Below are 20,915 nucleotides of genomic sequence, written 5' to 3'. Positions count from 1 at the left end.
CGATATCGGAGCGCACCGCCTCATCCTCTCCCATGGCCATGCCACATGCGAGCAGGGCAACGAGAGCGAGGGTGAGGCGGATTTTCATGATGGGCGGCCCCGGGCGAAGCGGCTGGCCGCCCCGCCAGCGATAATCATTCGAAAACGGCGTCGGGATTGCTGAGGGAATCACTGTCCTCGATGGTCACCGCATCCTGAAGCTGCAACAGGGCCACGGCGCGTTCGATGCCGCGGGTCTGGGCGATGAGCCCGTCAATCGCAGCCTGCACCACGGCATTGCCCTCGACATTGCCTTCACCGATCTGCTGGTCATAGGCTTCACCGCCTTCGGCACGCGCCGCCATCACATTCATCTTGGCGATGGTGTCATCGAGCAGCGCCTTGATCTCGCCATCGAGCGCTGCGTCCTTGTCGGCAATAACGTCGGAAAGCGAGGGGCCTTCGACCACCGAACCGTCGATGCGGACATAGTGGCCGAGATAGACATTGCGGATGCCGATGGCGTCGTTGAGGTGCGACACATGGGTGTTGTCCGAGAAGCAGTCATGCTCTTCCTCGGGATCGTGCAGCAGAAGGCCCAGCTTCATACGCTCGCCGGCCAGTTCGCCGAAGCTGAGCGAGCCCATGCCGGTCAGGATGGTGGAAATGCCCTGCTCGGGCAACGCGGCGCGGGCGGCGCCATCGGCCTGCCAATTGGCCACCATTTCCTCGAGATCGCTGACCAGCAGGCTGGTGGCGGCCTTCAAATAAGCAGCACGGCGGTCGGCATGGTCTGCGGTGGAATAGTCGGTATACGGCCGTTCGCCAGCGCCCGGCCCGGTGCCGTTCAGATCCTGCCCCCAAAGGAGGAACTCGATGGCATGGTAGCCGGTGGCGACGTTGGATTCGACCCCAGCCGCTTCCTGCAGCACGTCCTGAAGGAAAGCGGGGGTGATCTGGCTGGCATCCACTTCGCTGCCATCGATGGTAATGCGCGGATTGGCAATGACATTGGCGACGTAAAGCGCATTGCTGTCGCTTTCGCTGCCATAGCTGGCATCGACATAGTCGATGAGCCCTTCGTCGAGCGGCCAGGCATTCACCCGGCCTTCCCACTCATCCACGATCGGGTTGCCGAAACGGAAGGCCTCGGTCTGCTGATAGGGAATACGCGAAGCCTTCCAAGCGTCCTTGGCCGCCTGCAAGGTCCCTTCGCCCGGATTGGCGATCAGCGCGTCCACGGCCGCTTCGAGTGCCTTGGCCTGGGTCAGGGAATCCTCATAGCCGGCCAGCGCAATATCGGCGTAGGTGGAAAGAACGTCAGTATCTGCGGGCGCTGCCGCCAGCGCCATCGGTGCGACAGAAAGCGTTAGGGCGAGGGCAAGGCCGCGCAAAGCGGACTTTCCGAACAGGGGCATGACCGATCCTCCAATGACGTGATATAAGTGGACTATTGCAGTCATCTTCGTAAATCAACTGTCGCCATGCGGGGCGCTGCAAAAATTGACTCTGTCGTTCCTGTTTGATTATGCGCTAATCCTTCCCCGACCACGCGGAACAGATCATGGCCCGTCTCTCCCTCCTGCCCCGGCTCGGCTTCACGCTTCTTCTTTGCCTCGCAACTCCTGCGCGGGCGCAGGACGAAAGCCTCGTCATCTATAATGCCCAGCATGAAACGCTGGCGCAGGAATGGGCCAGCGCCTTCACCGAAGAGACGGGCATTCCCGTCATCCTCCGCCAGGGTGCGGATCTGGAAGTGGGCAACCAGATCGTACAGGAAGGGGCCAATTCGCCGGCTGACCTTTTCCTCACCGAAAATTCCCCCGCCATGGTTCTGGTCGACAATGCCGGGCTTTTCGAGCCCCTGCCCGAGGATGTGCTGGCCGCGGTGCCGCCGCAATATCGCCCCGGCGATGGCCACTGGGTCGGCATCGCGGCGCGCTCGACGGTCTTTGCCTATAATACCGAAAAGCTGCCCGAAAGTGGCTTGCCCCGGACGATGGCCGAACTGGCCGAGCCCCAATGGCAAGGCCGGTGGGCGGCTTCGCCCAGCGGCGCCGACTTCCAGGCTCTGATCGCCGCCTATCTGGTTCTTGAAGGGGAAGAGGCCACGGCGCAGTGGCTTGAAGGGCTCAAGCGCAATGCCCTCATCGTGCGCGGCAATCGCGCTGCCCTGGCCGCCTCCAATAATGGCGAAGTGGAAGGGGCGCTGATCTATCATTACTACTGGTTCGGCGACCGGGCCGGCACGGGCGAGAACAGCGACAAGACCGAGCTGCACTATTTCGGTCATCAGGACCCCGGCGCCTTCGTCTCGCTTTCCGGCGCCGGACTTCTGGCCTCGAGCCGGCACAAGCAGGCCGCGCTCGACTTCCTGCGCTTCATCACCGGCCCCAAGGGACAGGCGGTGCTGCGCGAGGGCCAATCCTTCGAATATACAGTGGGGGTGAACGAACCGGCCAATCCGGCACTCGTCCCCCTTTCCGATCTCGATGCCCCTCCGATCGACCCCGCCCAGCTCGACAACCGCAAGGTGGTCGAGCTGATGATCGCGGCCGATCTGCTCTAGCTCCATCGGCACGGCACATGGCTTTGAAGACCCTTCCATGCTGAGTGCGCTGTCCCTACCAGGCCGCTCCGCTTCGGGTCGGGGGCAAGCCCTGCTGCTGACGTTTGCCGCGCTGGTGGCGCTGCTCAGCCTGCTGCCGCTGGCTTTCGTAGCATGGATCGCCGTGGACAGCGGCTGGGAGACGGTGGTCCAGATGGTGTTCCGCCGTAAAGTGGGCCAGCTCCTGGTCAACAGCGCACTCCTTTTAGGCCTGGCGCTGCCGCTCTGCCTCTTCCTTTCCGTCGCGCTGGCCTTTCTGGTCGAGCGCACCGACCTGCCAGGGCGCAAGCTATGGTCCTGGTTGTTCGTCGCTCCGCTCGCGGTGCCCGCTTTCGTCCATAGCTATGCCTGGAACTCGATCGCTCCGGGCTTTCACGGGCTCTGGGCCGCCGTTCTGGTCTCGGTGCTGGCCTATCTGCCCTTTCTCTACCTGCCGGTTGCCGCGCAGTTGCGGCGCCTGGACCCCGTGCTGGAAGAGACGGCGAGCACCCTTGGGCGCACACCTGTTCAGGTGTTCTTCTCCGTCACGCTGCCCCAATTGCGCCTTGCCCTTTGCGGGGGCGGGCTACTGGTGGGGCTGCATCTGCTGGCCGAATACGGGCTTTTCGTACTCACCCGCTTCGACACCTTCGCCACCGCCATCGTCGACCAGTTCCAGGCCGTCTATAACGGGGCGGCGGCGAACCTGCTGGGGGGTGTTCTGGTGCTGGCCTGCTTTGCCCTGCTGCTGCTCGAAATCACCCTGCGCGGTGACGAGCGCTATGCCCGCGTCGGCTCCGGCGCCGCCCGGCCGGGGCGGCCGCACTCTCTCGGCGCGCTCGCCTGGCCGCTGCTTCTTGTGCTTGCCGGTTTCGTCGGGCTGACGCTAGGCGTTCCCTTTCTCACCCTGGGGCGCTGGCTGGTGCAGGGCGGAGCGGGGATATGGCGGCTGGATATCATCGGCGAGGCGCTGTGGCAGACAGCGCTGCTCGCTCTTTGCGGCGCATTCCTGACTACGCTGGCGGCCTTTCCCATGGCCTGGCTCAGCATCCGACGGCCGAGCCGGCTGCAAAAGCTGCTCGAGGCCAGCCATTATTATGTCGGCGCCCTGCCCGGCGTCATCGTTGCATTGGCGCTGGTCACCATTGCGGTGCGCTTCATCCAGCCGCTCTATCAAAGCGTGCCGACGCTTCTGCTCGCCTATATGCTGATGTTCCTGCCCCGGGCCCTGGTGGGGCTGCGCGCCAGCATCGCACAGGCGCCGATGGAACTCGAACGCGTCGCCGCCAATCTCGGCCGCCCGCCCCTGCTGGCCATCTGGCACACCACGATGCGGCTGGCCGCGCCCGGCGCCGCCGCCAGTGCAGCGCTGGTGGCCCTGGGCATCGCCAATGAGCTGACCGGCACGCTGATGCTGGCACCCAACGGCACGAGGACGCTGGCCATGCGTTTCTGGAGCTATACCAGCGAGCTCAATTTCGCCGCTGCGGCGCCCTATGCGGTATTGATGGTGGCGCTGTCGCTGCCGCTGGTCATCCTGCTGCGCGTCGAAGCCGATGCGAGGCCCGTGCGATGAGCGAGCTCGTCCTTTCCGCCTTGAGCAAATCCTATGGGCACGTCGTTGCCGTCAACACGGTCGATCTTGCTGTTCCCGCCGGGGCGCGCATGGCCATTGTCGGCCCCTCGGGCTCGGGCAAGACCAGCCTTCTGCGCCTGATCGCCGGCTTCGAAGCCCCCGATGCCGGCCGGATCCTGCTTAGAGGAGAGCCGCTCAATGGCGAAGCTGGCTTTGTTCCCCCGCATCGCCGCGACATCGGCTATGTCCCGCAGGAAGGGGCACTTTTCCCCCATCTGTCCATCGCGGCCAATATCGGCTTCGGCCTTGCGCGGACGGCTGGCCGGCAAGAGCGGGTGGCAGAGCTGTTGCAGCAGGTGGGCTTGCCGCCCGATTTCGGCTCACGCCGGCCGCATGAACTTTCCGGCGGCCAACAGCAACGCGTCGCCCTGGCACGCGCCATGGCTCGCAAACCGCGCATCATGCTGCTGGACGAGCCGTTTTCGGCGCTCGATGCCGGTCTGCGCGAGGCCATGCGCGACATGGTGGCCGCGATATTGGGCGAGGCGGGCATCACCACCATCCTGGTCACCCATGACCAGGCCGAAGCCCTGTCCTTCGCCCACCTGCTCGCGGTGATGCGCGAGGGGCGCCTTATCCAGTCCGGCACTCCGCAATCGCTCTATCTGCATCCGGTCGATCCGGCGACAGCGCGGTTTCTCGGCGAGGCCATCATTCTTCCCGCCATGGTGGAGGACGGATTGGCCCATACATTGCTCGGCCCGGTACCCGTCAATGCCGCCGCAGGGCGCAAGACGATCATGCTCCGCCCCGAACAGCTCCGTCTCATGCCTGCGGAGACGGAAGGCGGTACGCGGGCGCGTGTCGTCTCACAGAGTTTCGAGGGCGCGAGCTGGCGCACCATCGTCGAGCACCTGCCGCAGCAAGAAAGCCGTGAACCGGTGCTGGAGACCGCCAGCGTCTTTACCTTGCGCGTCCCCGGCGCCGCCCCGCTGACGCCGGGCAGCCTGGTGTCGATCCGATTGACCGGCACCGCCCATGTGTTCGAGGGGTAACCCGCCCATACCGGCGGATCGCCCCTTGTCCTTGGTCTACTTGCCGAGCCAGACCGTGCCGGTGTCGTTCTGCACCGGCACGCCCACGGCGTTGCCATATTCGGTCCAGGACCCATCGTAGTTGCGCACCTCGTAGCCCAGGATGCGCTTGAGCGCGAACCAGGAATGGCTGGAGCGCTCGCCGATGCGGCAATAGGTGATGACGGGCTTGCTGCCATCGACGCCCTTATCGGCATAGATGCGGCGAATTTCATCGACCGACTTGAAGGTGCCATCCTCATTCACGATGGTGGCCCAGGGCACGTTGACGGCCCCCGGCACGTGGCCGGCGCGGATCGAGAGCTCCTTGACCCCTTCGGGTGCGAAAATCTTGCCGGAATATTCGTCGGGCGAGCGGATATCGACGAGATTGCCGGCCGTGCGGCCCTCGGCCACGGCGAGCACGTCGACCAGCCGCGCCCGCAGCTTTTCGTTGCGCGACGACAGGGTGATGGCAGACGGCTTGGGCGCGGGCACTTCGGCATTGAGCGGCAGGCCGCGCGCTTCCCAGAGCTTGCGGCCGCCGTCGAGCAGCTTCACCTGCGCGCCCAGTCCATAGACATCCAGCACCCAGGCGCCCCAGGCGGCAAACCAGTTGTTGTGATCGCCATAGATGACGATGGTGCTGTCCCTTTCGACGCCGGCGGCGCGCAGCTTAGCTTCCAGCTTTTCACGCGAGGCGATGTCGCGGTTGACGGTGTCGACCAGGTCGACATGCCAGTCGAGATTGACCGCGCCCGGTATATGGGCGGCGGCATAGACCTGAGGGTCGACGCTCACCTCGAAGATGCGAACCTTGGGATTTTCGAGATTGGCGGCGGTCCAGTCGGCAGTAACCAGCGGGCCTTCGGGGATGGTGCTCAAGGGAATATACCTTTCTGTGAGAGGAATGGGGAAGAGCTTCAGGCGGCCTCGGCTGCGCCGATGCGGGTGCAGAAATCGCCGAAGTGCTCGTCGGGGGAACGCTCGGCGGCGTAGCGGCCGAACAACGTGTCGAGATGGCCCAGGATCTGGGCCTCACCGACATTTTCCTTCACCAGCGTGCCCAGGCGCTCACCATGGAAGCCGCCGCCGATATAGAGATTGTACTTGCCCGGCGCGCGCCCGGTCAGCGCGATCTCGGCGATATAGGGGCGCGAGCAGCCATTGGGGCACCCGCTGAGGCGCAGGGTGATGGGCGTATCGGTGAGGCCGTGCTTTTCCAGCAGCGGCTCCAGCCTTTCCAGAAGATCGGGCAGGTAGCGCTCGCTTTCCGCCATGGCCAGACCGCAGGTGGGAAAGGCCACGCAGCTCATGGCATGCTGGCGCAAGGCGCTGCCGCTGAACGTGCTGTCCAGCCCGTGCGCGGCCATTAGCTCGGAGATGCGGCCGCGCTCGCGCGGGGTAATGTCCGCGATGATGAGGTTCTGGTTCGGGGTGAGACGGAAACTGCCCTTGTGCACTTCCGCGACCGCACGCAGCCCGTCCATGAGGCCGTCACGCGAACCGGCATTCAGCCGCCCGCTGCGAATATAAAGGGTGAAATGGTGGCGCCCATCCTCGCCCTTGCTCCAGCCCAGCGTGTCGCCATTGCCGGTAAAGCTGACCGGCCGCGCCGGCTCGAAGGCAAAGCCTTGCCGGCGCGCGATCTCGTCGGCCACCCAGCCCAATCCCTTGTCGTCGATAGTGTATTTGAAGCGCGCCCGCGTCCGGTCGGCGCGATTGCCATAGTCGCGCTGCACGCTCATCACCGCCTCGGTGGTGAGAAAGAACCGATCCTTGGGAATATAGCCGATGACGCTGGCCAGGCGCGGATAGGTGGTCGACACGCGGTCGGTGCGCCCCATCCCGCCGCCGATAGCAACGTTGAAGCCGATGATTTCGCCGTTCTCGACAATGGCGATATAACCCAGATCCTGGGCATAGACGTCGATATCGTTGCTGGGCGGCAGCACGAAGCCGATCTTGAATTTGCGCGGCATATAGGTGGTGCCGTAGAAGGGCTCCTCCGGGCCCTTCTGTGGCTGGCGCGCCTCGCCATACCAGATTTCCCGATAGGCCCGCATACGCGGGATGGCCCGGTCGCTGGATGCCTGGGCGAGTGCGGCCAGTTCGGCATGGAGCGCCGACAGCTCGGGATTGACGGCGCACATCACCCCGCGGGAATCGTCGCCGCAGGCGGCCACCGTATCGAGCCCGACCTCATGCAGCCCCTGAAGGACGGGGCGCAAGCCATGGCGCAGCAGCCAATGAAACTGGAAGGTCTGGCGGGTCGTCAGGCGCAGCGTGTCGCCGCCATAGCGCCGCGCCAGGCTGTCGATCCTGAGCCATTGCGCGGGCGTGCACACGCCGCCGGGCAGGCGCACCCGCGCCATGAACTGATAGGCCGGCTCAAGCTTCTGCCGCCGCCTTTCCTCGCGCACATCGCGGTCGTCCTGCTGGTAGATGCCCTGGAATTTGAGCAGCTTGGCGTTGGACTGGCTCACCGACCAGGTCACCCCATCGGCCAGGTTCTGCAAAATGGTGCCGCGAAGCTGGTCGCTTTCATGCTTGAGCGTTTCGTCCGGTCCCAGCCGGTCAAGCGGCTGGGAAAGATCGGCGCTGCGGTCGGTGGGGAGGGCCTTGTCCATCAGTAAACATCCCGCTGGTAGCGCCCGTCGCGCTGGAGGGCGCGGACATAGTCCTTCGCCGCCTCGTCATCGCGGCCACTGGCCGCCGCCACCGCCTCGATCAACGCCTGGTGCACGTCGGGTGCCATGCCGGCGGCATCGCCGCACACGTAAAGATGCGCCCCCTCCTCCAGCCAGGCATAAAGCTCGGCCGCCCGCTCGCGCAGGCGGTCCTGCACATAAGACTTTTGTGCGCCATCGCGGGAGAACACCGCGTCGATCAGCGAAAGAGCACCGGCCTTCTGGTGGGCCTGCCACTCGGCCTGATAGAGAAAATCGCTACGGAAGTTACGATCTCCGAAAATCAGCCAGGAACGTCCGGCGGCTCCGCGCAGGGCGCGCTCCTGCACAAAACCGCGATAGGGGGCGATACCCGTCCCTGCCCCGATCATCACCATGGGCACATCGTCTGCCGGCAGTCGGAAGTGAGGATTGGCGCGCATGAAGACTGGCAGGGTTTCGCCTTCCGCCAACCCTGCCAGCGCGCCGCTGACCACGCCTTCGCGCTGTGTCCCATGCAGCTCATAGCGCACCGTCGAAACGGTCAGGTGCACATCGCCACCCTGCGCCTCCTGGCTCGAGGCGATGGAATAAAAGCGCGGCTGCAACCGGCGCAGACCCGCTATGAAACGGGTAGCGTCGAGACCCTTGACCGGAAACAGGCGGAGAATATCGACGACATGGTGGCTCCTGAGCCATTCATTGCGTCCGGAGGCCCGGTCCGGCTGCGCCAGTTCGCGCAAGGCGGCGGCGTCGCTGAGGCTGGCCCAGTGATCGAGAAAACGCGGCGTTGCGGCCGCGATCTCGAATCCGGTTTCCAGCAGCGCACCCAGTTCATGCTCACCGTCATCGAGTGTGGCTCGCGCCGATGCCGCCAGCCCCGCTGCCGCCAACACCTCCTCCACCCGCCGCGCGCTGTTGCGCGGCACGATGCCCAGCGCATCGCCGGGCATATAGGTAAGCCCCGAGCCTTCCAGGCTCAGTTCGACATGGCGCGTCTGCTTGCTGGATCCGCGCCCGGTAATGGCGATGTTTTCGAGAATTTCGGCGTGGAAGGGATTGTTCTCGCCGTGCGTCTGGACTGGCGCGCCTACCGGCGCGAGGGAAACCGTTGCCGGGGCTTGCGCCGGTGTATCCGCCAACCCCTCGATGAGGGCGGCAAACCAGCGCCGACCTTCCCCGATCTGGTCGACGTCGCAGTCGATGCGCGGCTTGAGACGTTCTCCGCCCAGTTCGGCAAGCCGGCTGTCGAGTGTCCTGCCGGTCTGGCAGTAGAATTCATAGGTGGAATCGCCCAGCGCCAATACGGCGAAGCGCACCCCCTGAAGGCGCGGCGCCTTGCGCCCGCCCAGGGTTTCGAAGAAGTCCAGCGCCGGCTGGGGCGGCTCGCCTTCGCCATGGGTGCTGGCGATGAGCAGCACGTCCTGCTCATCCTTGAGGGCAGCGGGCTTGTAATCGGCGAGATCGTGCAGCTTGACTGTCAGGCCTTTGCCGGCCGCATGCTGGCGCGCCTCTTCGGCCAGGCCCATGGCAGTCCCGGTCTCGCTGGCGTAAAGCACGGTAAGGCTGCGCTGCGCCGCGGCTTCCATCGGCACGGGCACCGACACCGGAGGCTCTGCCACCATCGCGCCGACTAGCCCACGCGCCGCATCGGCATAGCCGGTAAAATAGCCCCCGATCCAGTTCGATTGCTCGGGAGAGAGGGAGATGGCCAGAGCCTTGAGGCGCGCCCATTGCTCCTCGCTCAGCCCCGGTCCGGGAAAGCTCGTCGTGGTCATGTAGGCGGGTACCTCGCGTCCTTGGGCCTTGCGGACGCGCCGAGCCGCCCGACAGGGGCGAGAATTGATTGCGGTTTATATCACGGTCAAATGAATGTTACTGGTGAATAAAACCAAAAAGAATGCAGCGATATCAAGCAAACGCCCGCGCGCAAACTCGTTCCACTCGAAGCCTTTCCAACGCAGCTTCGTACCGCTTCCCCAGGAAAAAACGTAACGCACCGCAAGGGCAGTTTTGGGCCCCACCCTGCCTACATCACCGCCCCAACGACCCAGGGGACGAATTCATTGTCGCCGTAGCCGAAGTCTTCGCTCTTGGTGTGCTCACCCGAGGCGATCCTGACGACGAGCTCGAAAATCCGCGCTCCGGCCTCCGAAATGGTCTCATCGCCCGAAACGATATCGCCGCAATTGATGTCGATGTCGTCGCTCATGCGCTCATACATGGGCGTGTTGGATGCGATCTTGATGCAGGGCGCCGGCTTGAAGCCCGAGGTGGAGCCGCGCCCGGTGGTAAAGCAGACAAGGTTGGCGCCGCCGGCGACCTGACCGGTCACGGCGACGGGATCATTGCCCGGCGTATCCATGAAGACCAGCCCATGGGCGGTCACCGGCTGGGCGAATTCATAAACGGCGTTAAGGCGGGAGGTGCCGCCCTTGGCCACCGCGCCCAGCGATTTTTCGAGAATGGTGGTCAGGCCCCCCTCCTTGTTGCCATGGGAGGGGTTGTTGTCGAGTTCGGCATTGTTGCGGGAGGTGTAGTGCTTCCACCAGTCGATGCGGGCGAGCAGGGCCTCGGCAATACCGGCATCGGCGGCGCGCCGGGTCAGCAGGTGCTCAGCGCCATAGATTTCCGGGGTCTCGCTTAGAATGGCCGTGGCACCGTGGCGCACCAGCAGATCGCTGGCATAGCCCAGCGCCGGATTGGCGGAAATGCCCGAATAGGCGTCCGAACCACCGCATTGCAGGGCAACGACAAGTTCAGATAGCGGCTGAGGGGAGCGCCTGTCTTCATTGGCGACACCGAGGAGGTCTTCGACGGCGGCGATAGCAGCCTCGATGGTCTTGCGCGTGCCGCCGATCCCCTGAGTGCTCATCTGACAGATGCGTGCACCCGTCTGCATGGCGTGCTCTTCCAGCATCAGCGTAACCTGGTTGGTCTCGCAGCCCAACCCGATGAACAGCGCCGCCCCGACATTGGGGTTGCGGGCATAGCCGGTCAGGGTTCGGGTCAGATAGCTATAGCCCTCCGCATAGCCGTTGCTCGAACAGCCACTGCCATGGATGAAGGCGACGACGCCATCCACATTGGGATAGCGGCGCATGATCTCGCGATCCTTGAAATGCTCGGCCACTGCACGGCAGACCGTGGCCGAACAATTCACCGAGGAAATGATCGCCACGTAATTGCGGGTGCCGACGCGCCCCGAGGCGCGCTTGTAGCCCATGAAACTGCGCACCGCCTCAGGCGCGACATAATCCGGCTCGCGGGCATCGACCGAATATTCATGATGCAGCGTCACATCTGTCATACCCATATTATGGGTATGAACGTGGTCTCCTGGCAGGATGTCCGCCTTGGCGATGCCGATGGTCTGGCCGTATTTGCGCACCGGCTGACCCTGGGCCAGCGGGCGCAGAGCGACCTTGTGGCCGAAGGGGATAGGCGCGCGGGAGGCGCCGTCTATCTCGTCCAGATGTTCCCCCTGGGCGATATCACGGCGCGCAATAGCGATGTCGTCGTCCTGGCCGAGCACGAGAAGAGCGGTGGAATTATAGATCATGATCGGCCTTTCAGCGACGGCGCCTAAAGCGCCTTGACGGTGACGGGAATTGCAGGCTGGCGCCGCATCCGGTTGCGCAGGGGGCGGCCGAACTGGGGCACATCGATCTCGAAAAGATCACCATCGCGGGTCTCCACCCCATTGGCGCAGCTCAGGATCGGCGCGCCGAAGAAATGCGCATGCAGATCGCCAGGGCGCCGGAACATGTCGTAGCGGAAGTGGTGGTGTTCCAAGTTCTCGATGGAATGGGACATATTGGCTTCGCCGCTGGCAAACTCGCCCTCCCAGACCAGCTTGCCGTCGCGGATGACCCGGACGCTGCCGCGCACATCCTCGGGCAGTTCGCCCACCAGCAGTTCGGGCCCCATGGAGCAGGCCCGCAGCTTGGAATGGGCGAGATAGAGGTAGTTCTGCGCCTCGGTGACCTGATCGGAAAACTCGTTGGACAGCGCATAGCCGATGCGCCAGGGCGTGCCGTCGGGGCCGATGACATAGAGCCCGACGATCTCGGCCTCCTCCCCGCCGGCCAGGGCGAAGGCAGGCATGGGCATGTCGGCTTCGGGGGCAACGAGGCTGGTGCCGGTGCCCTTGTAGAACCATTCCGGCTGCACCCCGACCTTGCCCTTGCCAGGCTTGCCGCCCTGAAGGCCCATCTTGAAGATTTTCATGGAGTCGGTGAGGCCGGCCTCGCCATCGCTATGGGCCAGCTCGTGCATATGATCGCGCGCCTGGGCGCTGCCGATATGGGTGAGGCCGGTACCGGTCAGCCAGAAACGACTCGGCTCGGGATGATCGAGCGGCGGCAACAGCGCGCCGCTGGCGACGAGGTCATCGAGCCCCGGTCCCGGCTCGCGTCCTAGACCGGCAATTTCGGCTTCCAGCCCCTGCCCATTGGCAATTGCGGAGAGCGCCAGCGCATACGTGGTTTCCACGCCTGCCAGCATGGCGAGGCTGTTTCCATCCGACTGGACTACGCCGACATGGCGCAGGCCATCAGGGGTACGAAACTGAACGAGCCGCATATCGAGTGCTCCTGGAGCTAGGCGGTGACGATGGAAGGGTTGAGCTCGACGCCCAGGCCGGGCTTGTCCTCGACATACATGTAGCCGTCGCGCACCTCGGGCGCGCCGGTGACCAGCTCGCCCAGGAAAGTATCGCCATCGCGCCCGTGATAGGGAAAGTGCTCGATCAGCGGCATGTTGATACTCGACATGACCAGATGGACATTGTGGATGTCGGGAGCGTGCGGAACGGCCGGCAGATTATGTGCCTGCGCCAAGGCCACGATCTTGCGCGCCTCGGTGAAGCCGCCGCAGCGGTTGACGTCGAGCTGAACGATATCGACGCAGCCCTGGGTAATGAGCTGCTTGAAACCGTATCGGGTAAATTCGTGCTCCCCTCCGGCAATGGCGATCCTGGAGGCGGCGCGCAGCCTTGCGTAGCCATCATAATCCTCAGGAATGAGGGGCTCTTCCACCCAGGCGATGTCATAGGGCTCGATGAGCGGCAGCATCTCCATGGCGTATTGCACCGTCCAGCCCATATAGGCGTCGGTCATCAGTTCCATGTCGTCGCCGATGGCTTCGCGCAGTCGGCGGATCATTTCGACATTGCGCCGCATGCCGGCCCGACCGTCGCGCGGCCCCCAGCCGAAACGCATCTTCATGGCGGTAAAGCCCGCTTCCCGATAGCCCCTGGCCATCTCGACCACCTCGTCGAGATCTTCCATGGCGTAGCCGGCGCTGGCATAGGCACGGATGCGCTCTCTGGTTCGACCACCCATCAGATCGAAGACAGGCCGGCCCGTCACCTTGCCCATGATATCCCACAGGGCGATATCGACACCGCTGATGGCCTCGAGCACCAGGCCCTTGCGCCCGATATTGATGGTGCTGCGGAACATCATCTCCCAGATCAGCTCGACATCGAACGCACTGCGACCAATGACCAACGGCGCCAGCCGGGTCTCGACGATGCTGGCCAGGGCTTCTGAGCCCAGCCCGACAATGCCCAGGCCGCACATGCCGTTTTCGGCCGTCAGCCGAACGACGATGGCGAAAATGTCTTCCCCAGCGGCCGAAATCGGCTTGTTGAACAGCCCCATCGCCCCGACAAGCTGACGGTCCCCTGCCTCATACAGCGCATCCATGGGGCTGGTGCTCCACCAGGCGGGATTGGTCCAAACGGGCTCCGGGACGCGGATCGCTTCGACTCTGACTATTTTCACAATGGCCTCGCACGCTCAAAATCGACGCCAAAACAATATATGTTGCAACAAATGTCAACTGTTGATATAACAAAATCCAAGGCACAGGCAGAGCGGGTTCAAGAAATTAATGAGTGAACGAGTGGCCAGGGGCACAGGCGAGCCGCATCTCGCTGAAAAAGTTTATAACAAATTGTGCCAGGACCTTCAGGATGGCCTGTATGCTCCGGGCGCCAAGCTCATCCTGCGCGACGTTGCCGCCGAATTCGGCGCCAGCCTGACGCCGGTACGCGACGCCCTCAACCGCCTGGTGGGCGAACGCGTCCTGGAAATGGGCTCCAACCGCACGATCAGCGTCCCCATCCCCCTGGCGGCGGAAGTGCGGGAAATTCGTCGCATCCGCATGGAGCTGGAGGGCTTTGCGGCAGCGGAAGCGGCGAGCAAGGGCAGCGCCGGCGAGTTTGCCGACATAAGGGTGGATTGCGACGCCTATGCCCATGCGCGCCGTGCCGGCGATGCGCGACGCATGCTGGAAGCCAATCGCGATTTTCACTTCAAGGTCTATGCCGCCGCCCGGATGCCCTTCCTGCTCGAAATGATCAAGGGGCTCTGGCTGCGCAACGGCCCACTGCAATATCTGCTCTCGCGATCCGCCACGGCTCCGCTCGAGCGGAGCGATGACCACCATGGAGCCGTCATGCGCGCCCTGGACGAACGAGACCCCGAAGCAGCCCGCCAGGGCATCCGCAACGATATCGACTACGCCACCAACGACATCATCCTGGCCTTGGCAGAATTGCGGGAAAAGAGCCTCGCATAGCCCGAAACGCGCTGACTTTTCAGTGCGCAGGAGCATTACGGCGGAAGGCTCTTTACATCGCCGGATTATGGGGTAGTCTCATAACTGGTCATACCAAAATGGATTGACCAATAAAGAGGACGGCATGGATTTCCAGAATCAACCGGATGCCGCCCACCATGTTTACAGGGGAATGAAGTTGGCAGTGGATTTCGACAAGAATTCCGAAATTGGCTATATGACCGCACTGGAGCTGCGCGAGGCCTATGCTTCAGGCAAGCTGTCTTCGGTAGAGGTGACCACTGCCGTTCTGGAACGCATCGCGGAGGTCAACCCCGCGCTCAATGCCTTTACCGTGGTCATGGCCGAAGAGGCCTTGCGCGATGCGGCCAAGGCCGACAAGCAGCGCCGCGAAGGGCACAACGCGCCACTGCTGGGCGTTCCTGTCACCATCAAGGATGCCTATGACGTTGCCGGCATCAAGACCGAGATGGGCTCGAAATGGCTGAGCGCCACCAATCCGGTCGCCAAGACGGACAATGTCGTGGTCGAAAGACTGCGAGAGGCCGGCGCCGTGGTGCTGGGCAAAACCACCACTTCGGAGCTGGCCTGGTCGGGCCTGAGCTGGAGCCCGCTGACCGGCGTCACCCATAATCCCTGGGCCAAGGGCCTCAATGCCGGCGCCTCCTCGGCTGGCGCCGGGGTTTCCTCCGCTGCCGGCTTTGGCCCCCTGCATCTGGGTTCAGACGGCGGCGGCTCGATCCGCATGCCAGCCCATTTCTGCGGCATTTTCGGATTGAAGCCCACCTATGGCCGCGTGCCGCATGTGCCGGTTTCCAACAATGACTATGCGACCCATATCGGCCCGATGACCCGCACGGTTGCCGACAGCGCCCTGATGCTGCGCATCATGTCGGGTCCGCACCATCTCGACCACACCAGTTGCGAGGCGCCTCCGGCCGACTACCTCGCCCTGCTCGAAACCTCGATGAAGGGCAAGCGCATCGCTCTCAGCCTCGACCTCGATCATGCACGGGTCGATCCGGACGTGGAAGCAGCCATCCGCAAGGCGGCGGCGATCTTTTCCGAATTGGGCGCTCATGTCGAGGAAGTGGCAACCCCATGGGGGCCCAAGGGCAAGGACGTCGCCCGCTTTCTCTGGGCGGCCAAGGAGGCGCGCCGCGCCGACATCCTCAAGGAATGGGAGCCGCAGATGGGCGCCGATTTCGTCGCCTGCCTGCATGCCGGCGCCAATTACACATCGGCCGAATTCCTCAACCAGCGTCAGAGCAAATATGAATATATCGCCGAGATGCAGGAATTCCTCGAAGGTTGGGACTTCCTGCTGACCCCATCGGCCTCCGTCGCAGCCTTTCCGCCCCAGCAGATGCGGCCGGACCACTGGCCCCAGCATGAGTGGGATTGGATGGCCTGGGCCGAGTTCAGCTATCCGTTCAATCTTTCGGGCAATCCGGCGTCTTCCGTTCCGTGCGGTTTCGATGCCAACGGCCTGCCCATCGGCCTGCAGATCGTGGGGCGGCGCTTCGACGATCTGGGCGTGCTCCAGGCCTCCGCCGCCTTCGAAGCAGCACATCCAGTTTACCGCCAGCGGCCGAGTTTCGACAGCTTTCGGTAATCGACCGGGGTCGCGCGTGAAAGCGCGCAGAGGGAACATCGCGCCGTCCCCAGCGCGCTCAACCAAGGGAAACAAAATGAACTTCGTCAAGAAAACAGGGTTGGCCCTGGCGCTGACCGCATTGACTGCCGTTTCTTCCGTTCTGCCGGCCCATGCCCAGTCGGCCATCGACCGGATCCTGTCGGCCAACAAGATCGTTATCGGCGTGCAGAACGACGTGCCGCCCTACAGCCAGATCGGCGCTAACAACGATGTCGAGGGCATGGACATCGAGATCGCCAAGGCGATTGCCCGCGATCTGGGCGTGGAACTGGAACTGGTCGTGGTGACCGGCGCCAACCGCATCCCGACGCTGGTTTCCAACCGCGCCGACATGGTGATCGCCACCGTGGGCATCAACCCGCAGCGCGCCGCCGCCGTAGCACTTTCGAACGCCTATACCTCGTTCCCCATGACCGTGATCGCCTCCAAGTCGGTGGATTTGTCCAACTATGAGGACACCGCCGGCAAGGTGATCGGCCTCACCCGTGGCACCATGCAGGACGACATCATCTCGCGTAACGCGCCGGAAGCCGACATCCGCCGCTATGACGACGACGCCACCGTGATCCAGGCCCTGGCCACCGGCCAGATCGACGCCACCGCCTTCGGCGCCAGCGTCGCCGCCGACCTGGCCGAACGCTTCCCGGACAAGGAATTCGAGATCAAGTTCGACGCCTATTCCACCTATGCCGCCATCGCGCTGCGCCAGGCCGATCTCGACCTGCTGAACTGGGTCAACACCTGGATCTTCTTCAACCGGCACAATGGCTACCTGGCCCAGTTGCACCAGGAATGGCTCGGCATCGACCTGCCGCCGCTCAACTAACGGGGGCGCGCCGGGAGTTCTCCCGGCGCATCTCGCCTCGCGGGGATGCCGGATGCCCCTTCCTGCATCCCTGCCCGGCCCCGGCTCGAGACGCTGGCGACACGCCACTTTCCATGCGTCATCCCGAAACAGCAAAGGTGCCCCATGGACTACGTTCTCCAGTTCGGCCCGGTCTTCCAGAGGTTCGACCTGATCTGGTCGGGCCTGTTGATGACGGTTCAACTTTCAATCGTGGCCATTGTGGCCGGCTTCGTCATCGGGGTCGTTTTCGCGCGTATGCGGACCGAAGGCGGCGCGGTCGCGCGTGGCATTGCCGCAGTCTATGTCGAGACCATCCGCAACACGCCTTTCCTTGCCCAATTGTTCATGGTGACCTTCGGCATTCCACAATTCATAGCCCTTTTGGGCATGCCGATCCGCCCCGCCCCCTATTGGCTCGCCATTATCGCGCTCAGCGTCAATCTGGGCGCCTATATCACCGAGATCGTGCGCGCCGGTATCGACGCCATCCCCCGCCCGCAGGTGGAGGCCGCCGAAAGTCTGGCGCTGACACCAACCCAGATTTTCCTGCGCATCAAACTGCCCCCGGCCCTGGCCAAGGTCTTTCCCGCGCTCACCAGCCAGTTCATCCTGCAAATGCTGGGCTCGAGCATCGTCTCGGTCATCGCCGTGCAGGAGCTGACCTCGGCGGCGGGCCGTATCCAGTCCGAGACCTTCCGCACATTCGAGACCTATCTCGTGGTCACGGCTCTTTATTTCGGCCTCGCCTTCCTGCTCCGGGCGATCCTGGTTTCCATCGCGGCCTATGCCTGGCCCTGGCGCCGCCGGTCGGCGAACTAGAGGAGAGCCGGCATGCGTACTTTTGGTTTCCCCGAAATCGTCTTCCTCATCGAGGCGGCGCAGTGGACGATCTACCTGTCCCTGCTCACCTTCGGCATGGGCGGGCTGGTCGGGTTCGTGATCGCCATGGCGCGGGTTTCCCGCCATCGGGTGTTGCGCGCCGTTTCCAGCGCCTATGTGCAACTCTTCCAGAACACGCCGCTGCTCATGCAGCTCTTCATCGTCTATTTCGGGCTGAGCCTGTTGGGCTTCCGGCTTCCGGCGATCGTCGCGGCGGGCCTGGCTCTCACCTTTTTCGCCTCAGCCTTTCTGGGCGATATCTGGCGCGGCTCGATCGAGGCGGTTCCGCGCCAGCAATTCGAGGCCGCCGATGCACTGGCCCTGACGCCCTGGCAGAGCTTCCGCCATGTCATCCTGCCCCAGGCCATCCGCCTGGCCACTCCACCCACGGTCGGCTTCTTCGTGCAGATCGTAAAGAACACCTCCCTCACAAGCATCGTGGGCATGACGGAACTCATGCGCGGAGCGGCGATGATGAATAATGCGACCATGGCGCCAATGAATGTCTACGCCATCGTCTGCCTCATCTATTTCGTCATCTGCTTCCCGCTGTCCGTCCTTAGCCGCAAGCTAGAAAGTCGCCTCAATGTCGGTCGTTAAAGCCAAGAATATCAGCAAAAGCTACAACAAGACTGTCGTTCTGCGCGACATCAGCCTGACCGTGGAATCGGGAGAAGTGCTGGTGCTGCTGGGGCGCAGCGGCTCGGGGAAGTCGACGCTGCTGCGATGCCTGAACGGGCTGGAGCAGATCCAGGCCGGCAGCGTCGAGGTGGCGGGCCATGAGATGATCTATTCGGGCGAGGCGCTGCGCGCCCTGCGCCGGGACGTCGGCATCGTCTTCCAGCAGTATAATCTCTTCCCCCATATGACGGTGGGCGAGAACATCATGCTGGCCCCGCATCTGGTCAAGAAGGTGCCGCGCAAGGAGATGGCCCGCAAGGCGCGCGAGGTGCTGGACAAGGTGGGGCTGCTGGACAAGTTCGACGCCTATCCAGACCGCCTTTCCGGCGGCCAGCAGCAGCGCGCCGCCATTGCGCGCTCGCTGGCGATGGAGCCCAAACTCATGCTGTTCGACGAGGTCACCTCGGCCCTGGACCCGCAATTGACCGGGGAAGTGCTGGCGGTGATGGCCTCGCTTGCCCAGTCGGGCATGGCCATGGTGGTGGTGACCCATGAGATGGGTTTTGCGCGCAGGGTCGCCGATCGCGTGATCTTCATGCATGATGGCCGGATCATCGAGGAAGGACCGCCCGAGCAGTTGTTCTCGGCGCCCTCGACGCCGGAATTCAAGGCTTTCCTGGCGCAGACGGACTGACCCGTTTCGCCGGGGAGGATTCGGAAAGCAGGATGGCGTGGATATTCTTGATGTGCCGCGCCATCGCCTGGCGCGCGGCCTTGGCATTGCCCGCCTTGATGGCGTCGAAGACCTTTTCGTGATCTTCCAGCCAGGTCTGCCAATAGGCCTGCATGGGCATGCTGCGATGGATCTCCTCCCAAATCCTTGATTTGAGCTGGGTGGTCCAAAGCATGTCCACGATATTGACCAGGGTGGCGTTGCCCGATGCCGAGGCGATGGCAAGATGGAAACGGTGATCGCCGGTTTCGGCTTCCTTACCCAGCGCATGTTCATGCCGCATGATGGCGAGTGCATCGGCGAGTTGGGCGATGAGCCTGTCGCTCACATTGGCGGCCGCAATGGCTGCCAGCTCCGGCTCGATGATGAGGCGGGCGTCCAGGTTCTCGAACGGACCCGCACCGGTTTCGGACAGATCGATCTTGGCCTGCCGCCCCGTGACGTAGACGCCGCTGTTCTTGCGCACCTCGACCTGGCCGCTGAGAGAGAGCAGCAGCAGCGCCTCGCGGATAGTGGGGCGGGAAACGCCGAAGCGGGTTGCCAGGTCGCGCTCGGCCGGCAGCCGGTCGCCGATTTCATATTTGCTCTGGATGAGCGCGGAGATCTCGGCGGCAATGGCCTCATAGGCCCTCTGGCTGTCGCTCAATCTTGCCTCTGTGTTTTTCCCCGCGCCTCAAGGCGAGGCCCCTCACGAGGCTCTAGCATCGCTTCGGCAGGGTTGCAAACCGGCAATCCGGCCGAACCCGTCCCATCCTGCACGCCAAGGCTGGACGAAAATTGCTTCAGTGGGCTTGACGAAATTGGTAATACCAAATTGGATAGTCCAAAATGCAATCCAGCCTTTCCCAACACCACCCGGCCGGGAGAGCATCGAGGACCCGACATGAACGCCCGCTCCAATTCGCTCCGCGATAACGACATCCGCTATCACCTGCATTCGCAGACCAACCCGCAGGCGCTGGACGCCAACGGGCCGCTGATCATGACCAAGGGCGAGGGGGCCTATGTCACCGACAGCAACGGCCGACGGTATCTGGATGTGCTAGCGGGGCTCTGGTGCGCCTCGCTGGGCTTTTCCAATCAGCGCATCGCCAAGGCGGCGCAGGCGGCTTATGAGAACCTTGCCTTCTATCACAGCTTCGGCGGCCGGGCCTCGCCGGCGGCCATCGAGGCGGCGGCCGCCATTGCCGCGCTGGTGCCCATTCCCGAGGCGCATATCTTTTTTGCCACCTCGGGCTCGGAAGCCATCGAGACCATGGTCAAACTCGCCTGGCTGCATTTCCGCGCCCTGGGCCAGATGTCGCGCCGTAAGATCATCGCGCGCAACCGCGCCTTCCATGGCTCGACCATCTTCGCCGCGTCGCTGACCGGCCTGCCCCATATGCACCGCGAATTTGGCCTGCCGCTCGAGGGCATCGTCCATGTCTCGGCCCCCGACCCCTATCGGGGCAAGTTCGAGGGCGAGAGCGACGCCGAATTCGTCGCCCGCCTGGCCAATGAGCTCGAAGAGGTCATATTGCGCGAGGGCGCGGACACCATCGCTGCCTTCATCGCCGAGCCGGTCAATGCAGGGGGCGGTGTCGTCATCCCGCCCGATGGCTATTTCCCGGCCATGCAGGCAGTGCTGCGCAAATACGGGATTCTCTTTCTCGTTGACGAGGTGGTGTGCGGGTTCGGGCGCACTGGGCAATGGTTCGGCAGCCAGA

The 20,915-nt window shown here is 63.7% G+C and carries 18 protein-coding genes; 10 read left to right on the top strand and 8 right to left on the bottom strand.

What is annotated here, in order from left to right:
- Positions 1 to 134: 134 nt before the first annotated feature.
- Positions 135 to 1,397: an imelysin family protein gene (locus VDP82_RS02860; RefSeq protein ID WP_323013325.1), complete on the bottom strand. Its 1,263-nt coding sequence runs from the start codon at positions 1,395 to 1,397 to the stop codon at positions 135 to 137.
- 146 nt (positions 1,398 to 1,543) lie between these two features.
- Between VDP82_RS02860 and VDP82_RS02855 the strand changes: the two genes are divergently transcribed.
- The 3 genes from VDP82_RS02855 to VDP82_RS02845 are packed head-to-tail and all read left to right on the top strand — an operon-like array spanning position 1,544 to position 5,197.
- Positions 1,544 to 2,548 carry an iron ABC transporter substrate-binding protein gene (locus VDP82_RS02855; RefSeq protein WP_323013324.1) on the top strand — a complete coding sequence of 335 codons (1,005 nt, stop codon included), beginning with the start codon at positions 1,544 to 1,546 and terminating at the stop codon, positions 2,546 to 2,548.
- A 37-nt stretch (positions 2,549 to 2,585) separates the two neighbouring features.
- A complete protein-coding gene (locus VDP82_RS02850) occupies positions 2,586 to 4,142 on the top strand; it encodes an iron ABC transporter permease (RefSeq protein ID WP_323013323.1) in 1,557 nt (518 codons plus the stop codon).
- Positions 4,139 to 5,197 carry an ABC transporter ATP-binding protein gene (locus VDP82_RS02845; protein ID WP_323013322.1) on the top strand — a complete coding sequence of 353 codons (1,059 nt, stop codon included), beginning with the start codon at positions 4,139 to 4,141 and terminating at the stop codon, positions 5,195 to 5,197. The genes VDP82_RS02850 and VDP82_RS02845 overlap by 4 nt, the downstream gene beginning before the upstream one ends.
- 36 nt (positions 5,198 to 5,233) lie before the next feature.
- Here the strand turns inward: VDP82_RS02845 and VDP82_RS02840 are convergent, their stop codons facing one another.
- The 6 genes from VDP82_RS02840 to VDP82_RS02815 all read right to left on the bottom strand — a co-directional run bounded on the left by VDP82_RS02840 (position 5,234) and on the right by VDP82_RS02815 (position 13,595).
- Positions 5,234 to 6,100, bottom strand: coding sequence for a sulfurtransferase (locus tag VDP82_RS02840; RefSeq protein WP_323013321.1), 867 nt, complete (start codon positions 6,098 to 6,100; stop codon positions 5,234 to 5,236).
- A 38-nt stretch (positions 6,101 to 6,138) separates the two neighbouring features.
- Entirely contained in the window at positions 6,139 to 7,845 is a 1,707-nt protein-coding gene (locus VDP82_RS02835; RefSeq protein ID WP_323013320.1) for an NADPH-dependent assimilatory sulfite reductase hemoprotein subunit, read from the bottom strand.
- The gene (locus VDP82_RS02830) at positions 7,845 to 9,662 is read right to left on the bottom strand and encodes a diflavin oxidoreductase (protein WP_323013319.1); all 1,818 of its coding nucleotides are present in this window, start codon (positions 9,660 to 9,662) and stop codon (positions 7,845 to 7,847) included. Before VDP82_RS02830 ends, VDP82_RS02835 begins: the two co-directional genes overlap by 1 nt.
- Positions 9,663 to 9,913: 251 nt before the next feature.
- On the bottom strand, positions 9,914 to 11,446 hold the full coding sequence (locus VDP82_RS02825; protein WP_323013318.1) for an altronate dehydratase family protein: 1,533 nt from the start codon (positions 11,444 to 11,446) through the stop codon (positions 9,914 to 9,916).
- Positions 11,447 to 11,469: 23 nt separating this feature from the next.
- Positions 11,470 to 12,468 carry an AraD1 family protein gene (araD1, locus tag VDP82_RS02820; RefSeq protein WP_323013317.1) on the bottom strand — a complete coding sequence of 333 codons (999 nt, stop codon included), beginning with the start codon at positions 12,466 to 12,468 and terminating at the stop codon, positions 11,470 to 11,472.
- Positions 12,469 to 12,485: 17 nt separating this feature from the next.
- On the bottom strand, positions 12,486 to 13,595 hold the full coding sequence (locus VDP82_RS02815; RefSeq protein ID WP_323013316.1) for an enolase C-terminal domain-like protein: 1,110 nt from the start codon (positions 13,593 to 13,595) through the stop codon (positions 12,486 to 12,488).
- 199 nt (positions 13,596 to 13,794) lie between these two features.
- Here VDP82_RS02815 and VDP82_RS02810 point away from each other — a divergent pair, with 199 nt between their 5' ends.
- The 6 genes from VDP82_RS02810 (at position 13,795) to VDP82_RS02785 (ending at position 19,170) form a co-directional block, all read left to right on the top strand.
- Positions 13,795 to 14,472 (top strand): GntR family transcriptional regulator, encoded by a 678-nt coding sequence (locus VDP82_RS02810; RefSeq protein ID WP_323013315.1) that lies wholly within the window; start codon positions 13,795 to 13,797, stop codon positions 14,470 to 14,472.
- Positions 14,473 to 14,656: 184 nt separating this feature from the next.
- Positions 14,657 to 16,087 (top strand): amidase, encoded by a 1,431-nt coding sequence (locus tag VDP82_RS02805; protein WP_323013314.1) that lies wholly within the window; start codon positions 14,657 to 14,659, stop codon positions 16,085 to 16,087.
- A 76-nt stretch (positions 16,088 to 16,163) separates the two neighbouring features.
- Entirely contained in the window at positions 16,164 to 16,955 is a 792-nt protein-coding gene (locus VDP82_RS02800; protein ID WP_323013313.1) for a transporter substrate-binding domain-containing protein, read from the top strand.
- Between the two features lie 144 nt (positions 16,956 to 17,099).
- Positions 17,100 to 17,795, top strand: a complete 696-nt coding sequence (locus VDP82_RS02795; protein ID WP_323013312.1) for an amino acid ABC transporter permease — start codon at positions 17,100 to 17,102, stop codon at positions 17,793 to 17,795.
- Positions 17,796 to 17,807: 12 nt separating this feature from the next.
- Complete coding sequence (locus tag VDP82_RS02790) at positions 17,808 to 18,455, top strand: amino acid ABC transporter permease (protein WP_323013311.1); 648 nt, start codon at positions 17,808 to 17,810, stop codon at positions 18,453 to 18,455.
- On the top strand, positions 18,442 to 19,170 hold the full coding sequence (locus VDP82_RS02785; protein WP_323013310.1) for an amino acid ABC transporter ATP-binding protein: 729 nt from the start codon (positions 18,442 to 18,444) through the stop codon (positions 19,168 to 19,170). Before VDP82_RS02790 ends, VDP82_RS02785 begins: the two co-directional genes overlap by 14 nt.
- Here VDP82_RS02785 and VDP82_RS02780 read toward each other — a convergent pair.
- A complete protein-coding gene (locus tag VDP82_RS02780) occupies positions 19,142 to 19,855 on the bottom strand; it encodes a FadR/GntR family transcriptional regulator (RefSeq protein WP_323013309.1) in 714 nt (237 codons plus the stop codon). The genes VDP82_RS02785 and VDP82_RS02780 overlap by 29 nt on opposite strands.
- A gap of 237 nt (positions 19,856 to 20,092) precedes the next feature.
- Between VDP82_RS02780 and VDP82_RS02775 the strand changes: the two genes are divergently transcribed.
- A partial coding sequence (locus VDP82_RS02775; protein ID WP_323013308.1) for an aminotransferase class III-fold pyridoxal phosphate-dependent enzyme occupies positions 20,093 to 20,915 on the top strand: 823 nt, incomplete at its 3' end.

Origin of the sequence: Devosia sp. (assembly GCF_034675085.1) — a bacterium.
GTDB lineage: Bacteria > Pseudomonadota > Alphaproteobacteria > Rhizobiales > Devosiaceae > Devosia.
This window is presented reverse-complemented; position numbering and strand designations above follow the sequence as displayed.

Coding starts and splice junctions, on each gene's coding strand:
- VDP82_RS02785 (WP_323013310.1), top strand. CDS start 18,442: ATGTCGGTCGTTAAAGCCAAGAATATCAGCAAAAGCTACAACAAGACT.
- VDP82_RS02830 (WP_323013319.1), bottom strand. CDS start 9,662: ATGACCACGACGAGCTTTCCCGGACCGGGGCTGAGCGAGGAGCAATGG.
- VDP82_RS02850 (WP_323013323.1), top strand. CDS start 2,586: ATGCTGAGTGCGCTGTCCCTACCAGGCCGCTCCGCTTCGGGTCGGGGG.
- VDP82_RS02860 (WP_323013325.1), bottom strand. CDS start 1,397: ATGCCCCTGTTCGGAAAGTCCGCTTTGCGCGGCCTTGCCCTCGCCCTA.
- araD1 (WP_323013317.1), bottom strand. CDS start 12,468: ATGCGGCTCGTTCAGTTTCGTACCCCTGATGGCCTGCGCCATGTCGGC.
- VDP82_RS02825 (WP_323013318.1), bottom strand. CDS start 11,446: ATGATCTATAATTCCACCGCTCTTCTCGTGCTCGGCCAGGACGACGAC.
- VDP82_RS02855 (WP_323013324.1), top strand. CDS start 1,544: ATGGCCCGTCTCTCCCTCCTGCCCCGGCTCGGCTTCACGCTTCTTCTT.
- VDP82_RS02800 (WP_323013313.1), top strand. CDS start 16,164: ATGAACTTCGTCAAGAAAACAGGGTTGGCCCTGGCGCTGACCGCATTG.
- VDP82_RS02815 (WP_323013316.1), bottom strand. CDS start 13,595: ATGGATGCGCTGTATGAGGCAGGGGACCGTCAGCTTGTCGGGGCGATG.
- VDP82_RS02790 (WP_323013311.1), top strand. CDS start 17,808: ATGCGTACTTTTGGTTTCCCCGAAATCGTCTTCCTCATCGAGGCGGCG.
- VDP82_RS02795 (WP_323013312.1), top strand. CDS start 17,100: ATGGACTACGTTCTCCAGTTCGGCCCGGTCTTCCAGAGGTTCGACCTG.
- VDP82_RS02845 (WP_323013322.1), top strand. CDS start 4,139: ATGAGCGAGCTCGTCCTTTCCGCCTTGAGCAAATCCTATGGGCACGTC.
- VDP82_RS02835 (WP_323013320.1), bottom strand. CDS start 7,845: ATGGACAAGGCCCTCCCCACCGACCGCAGCGCCGATCTTTCCCAGCCG.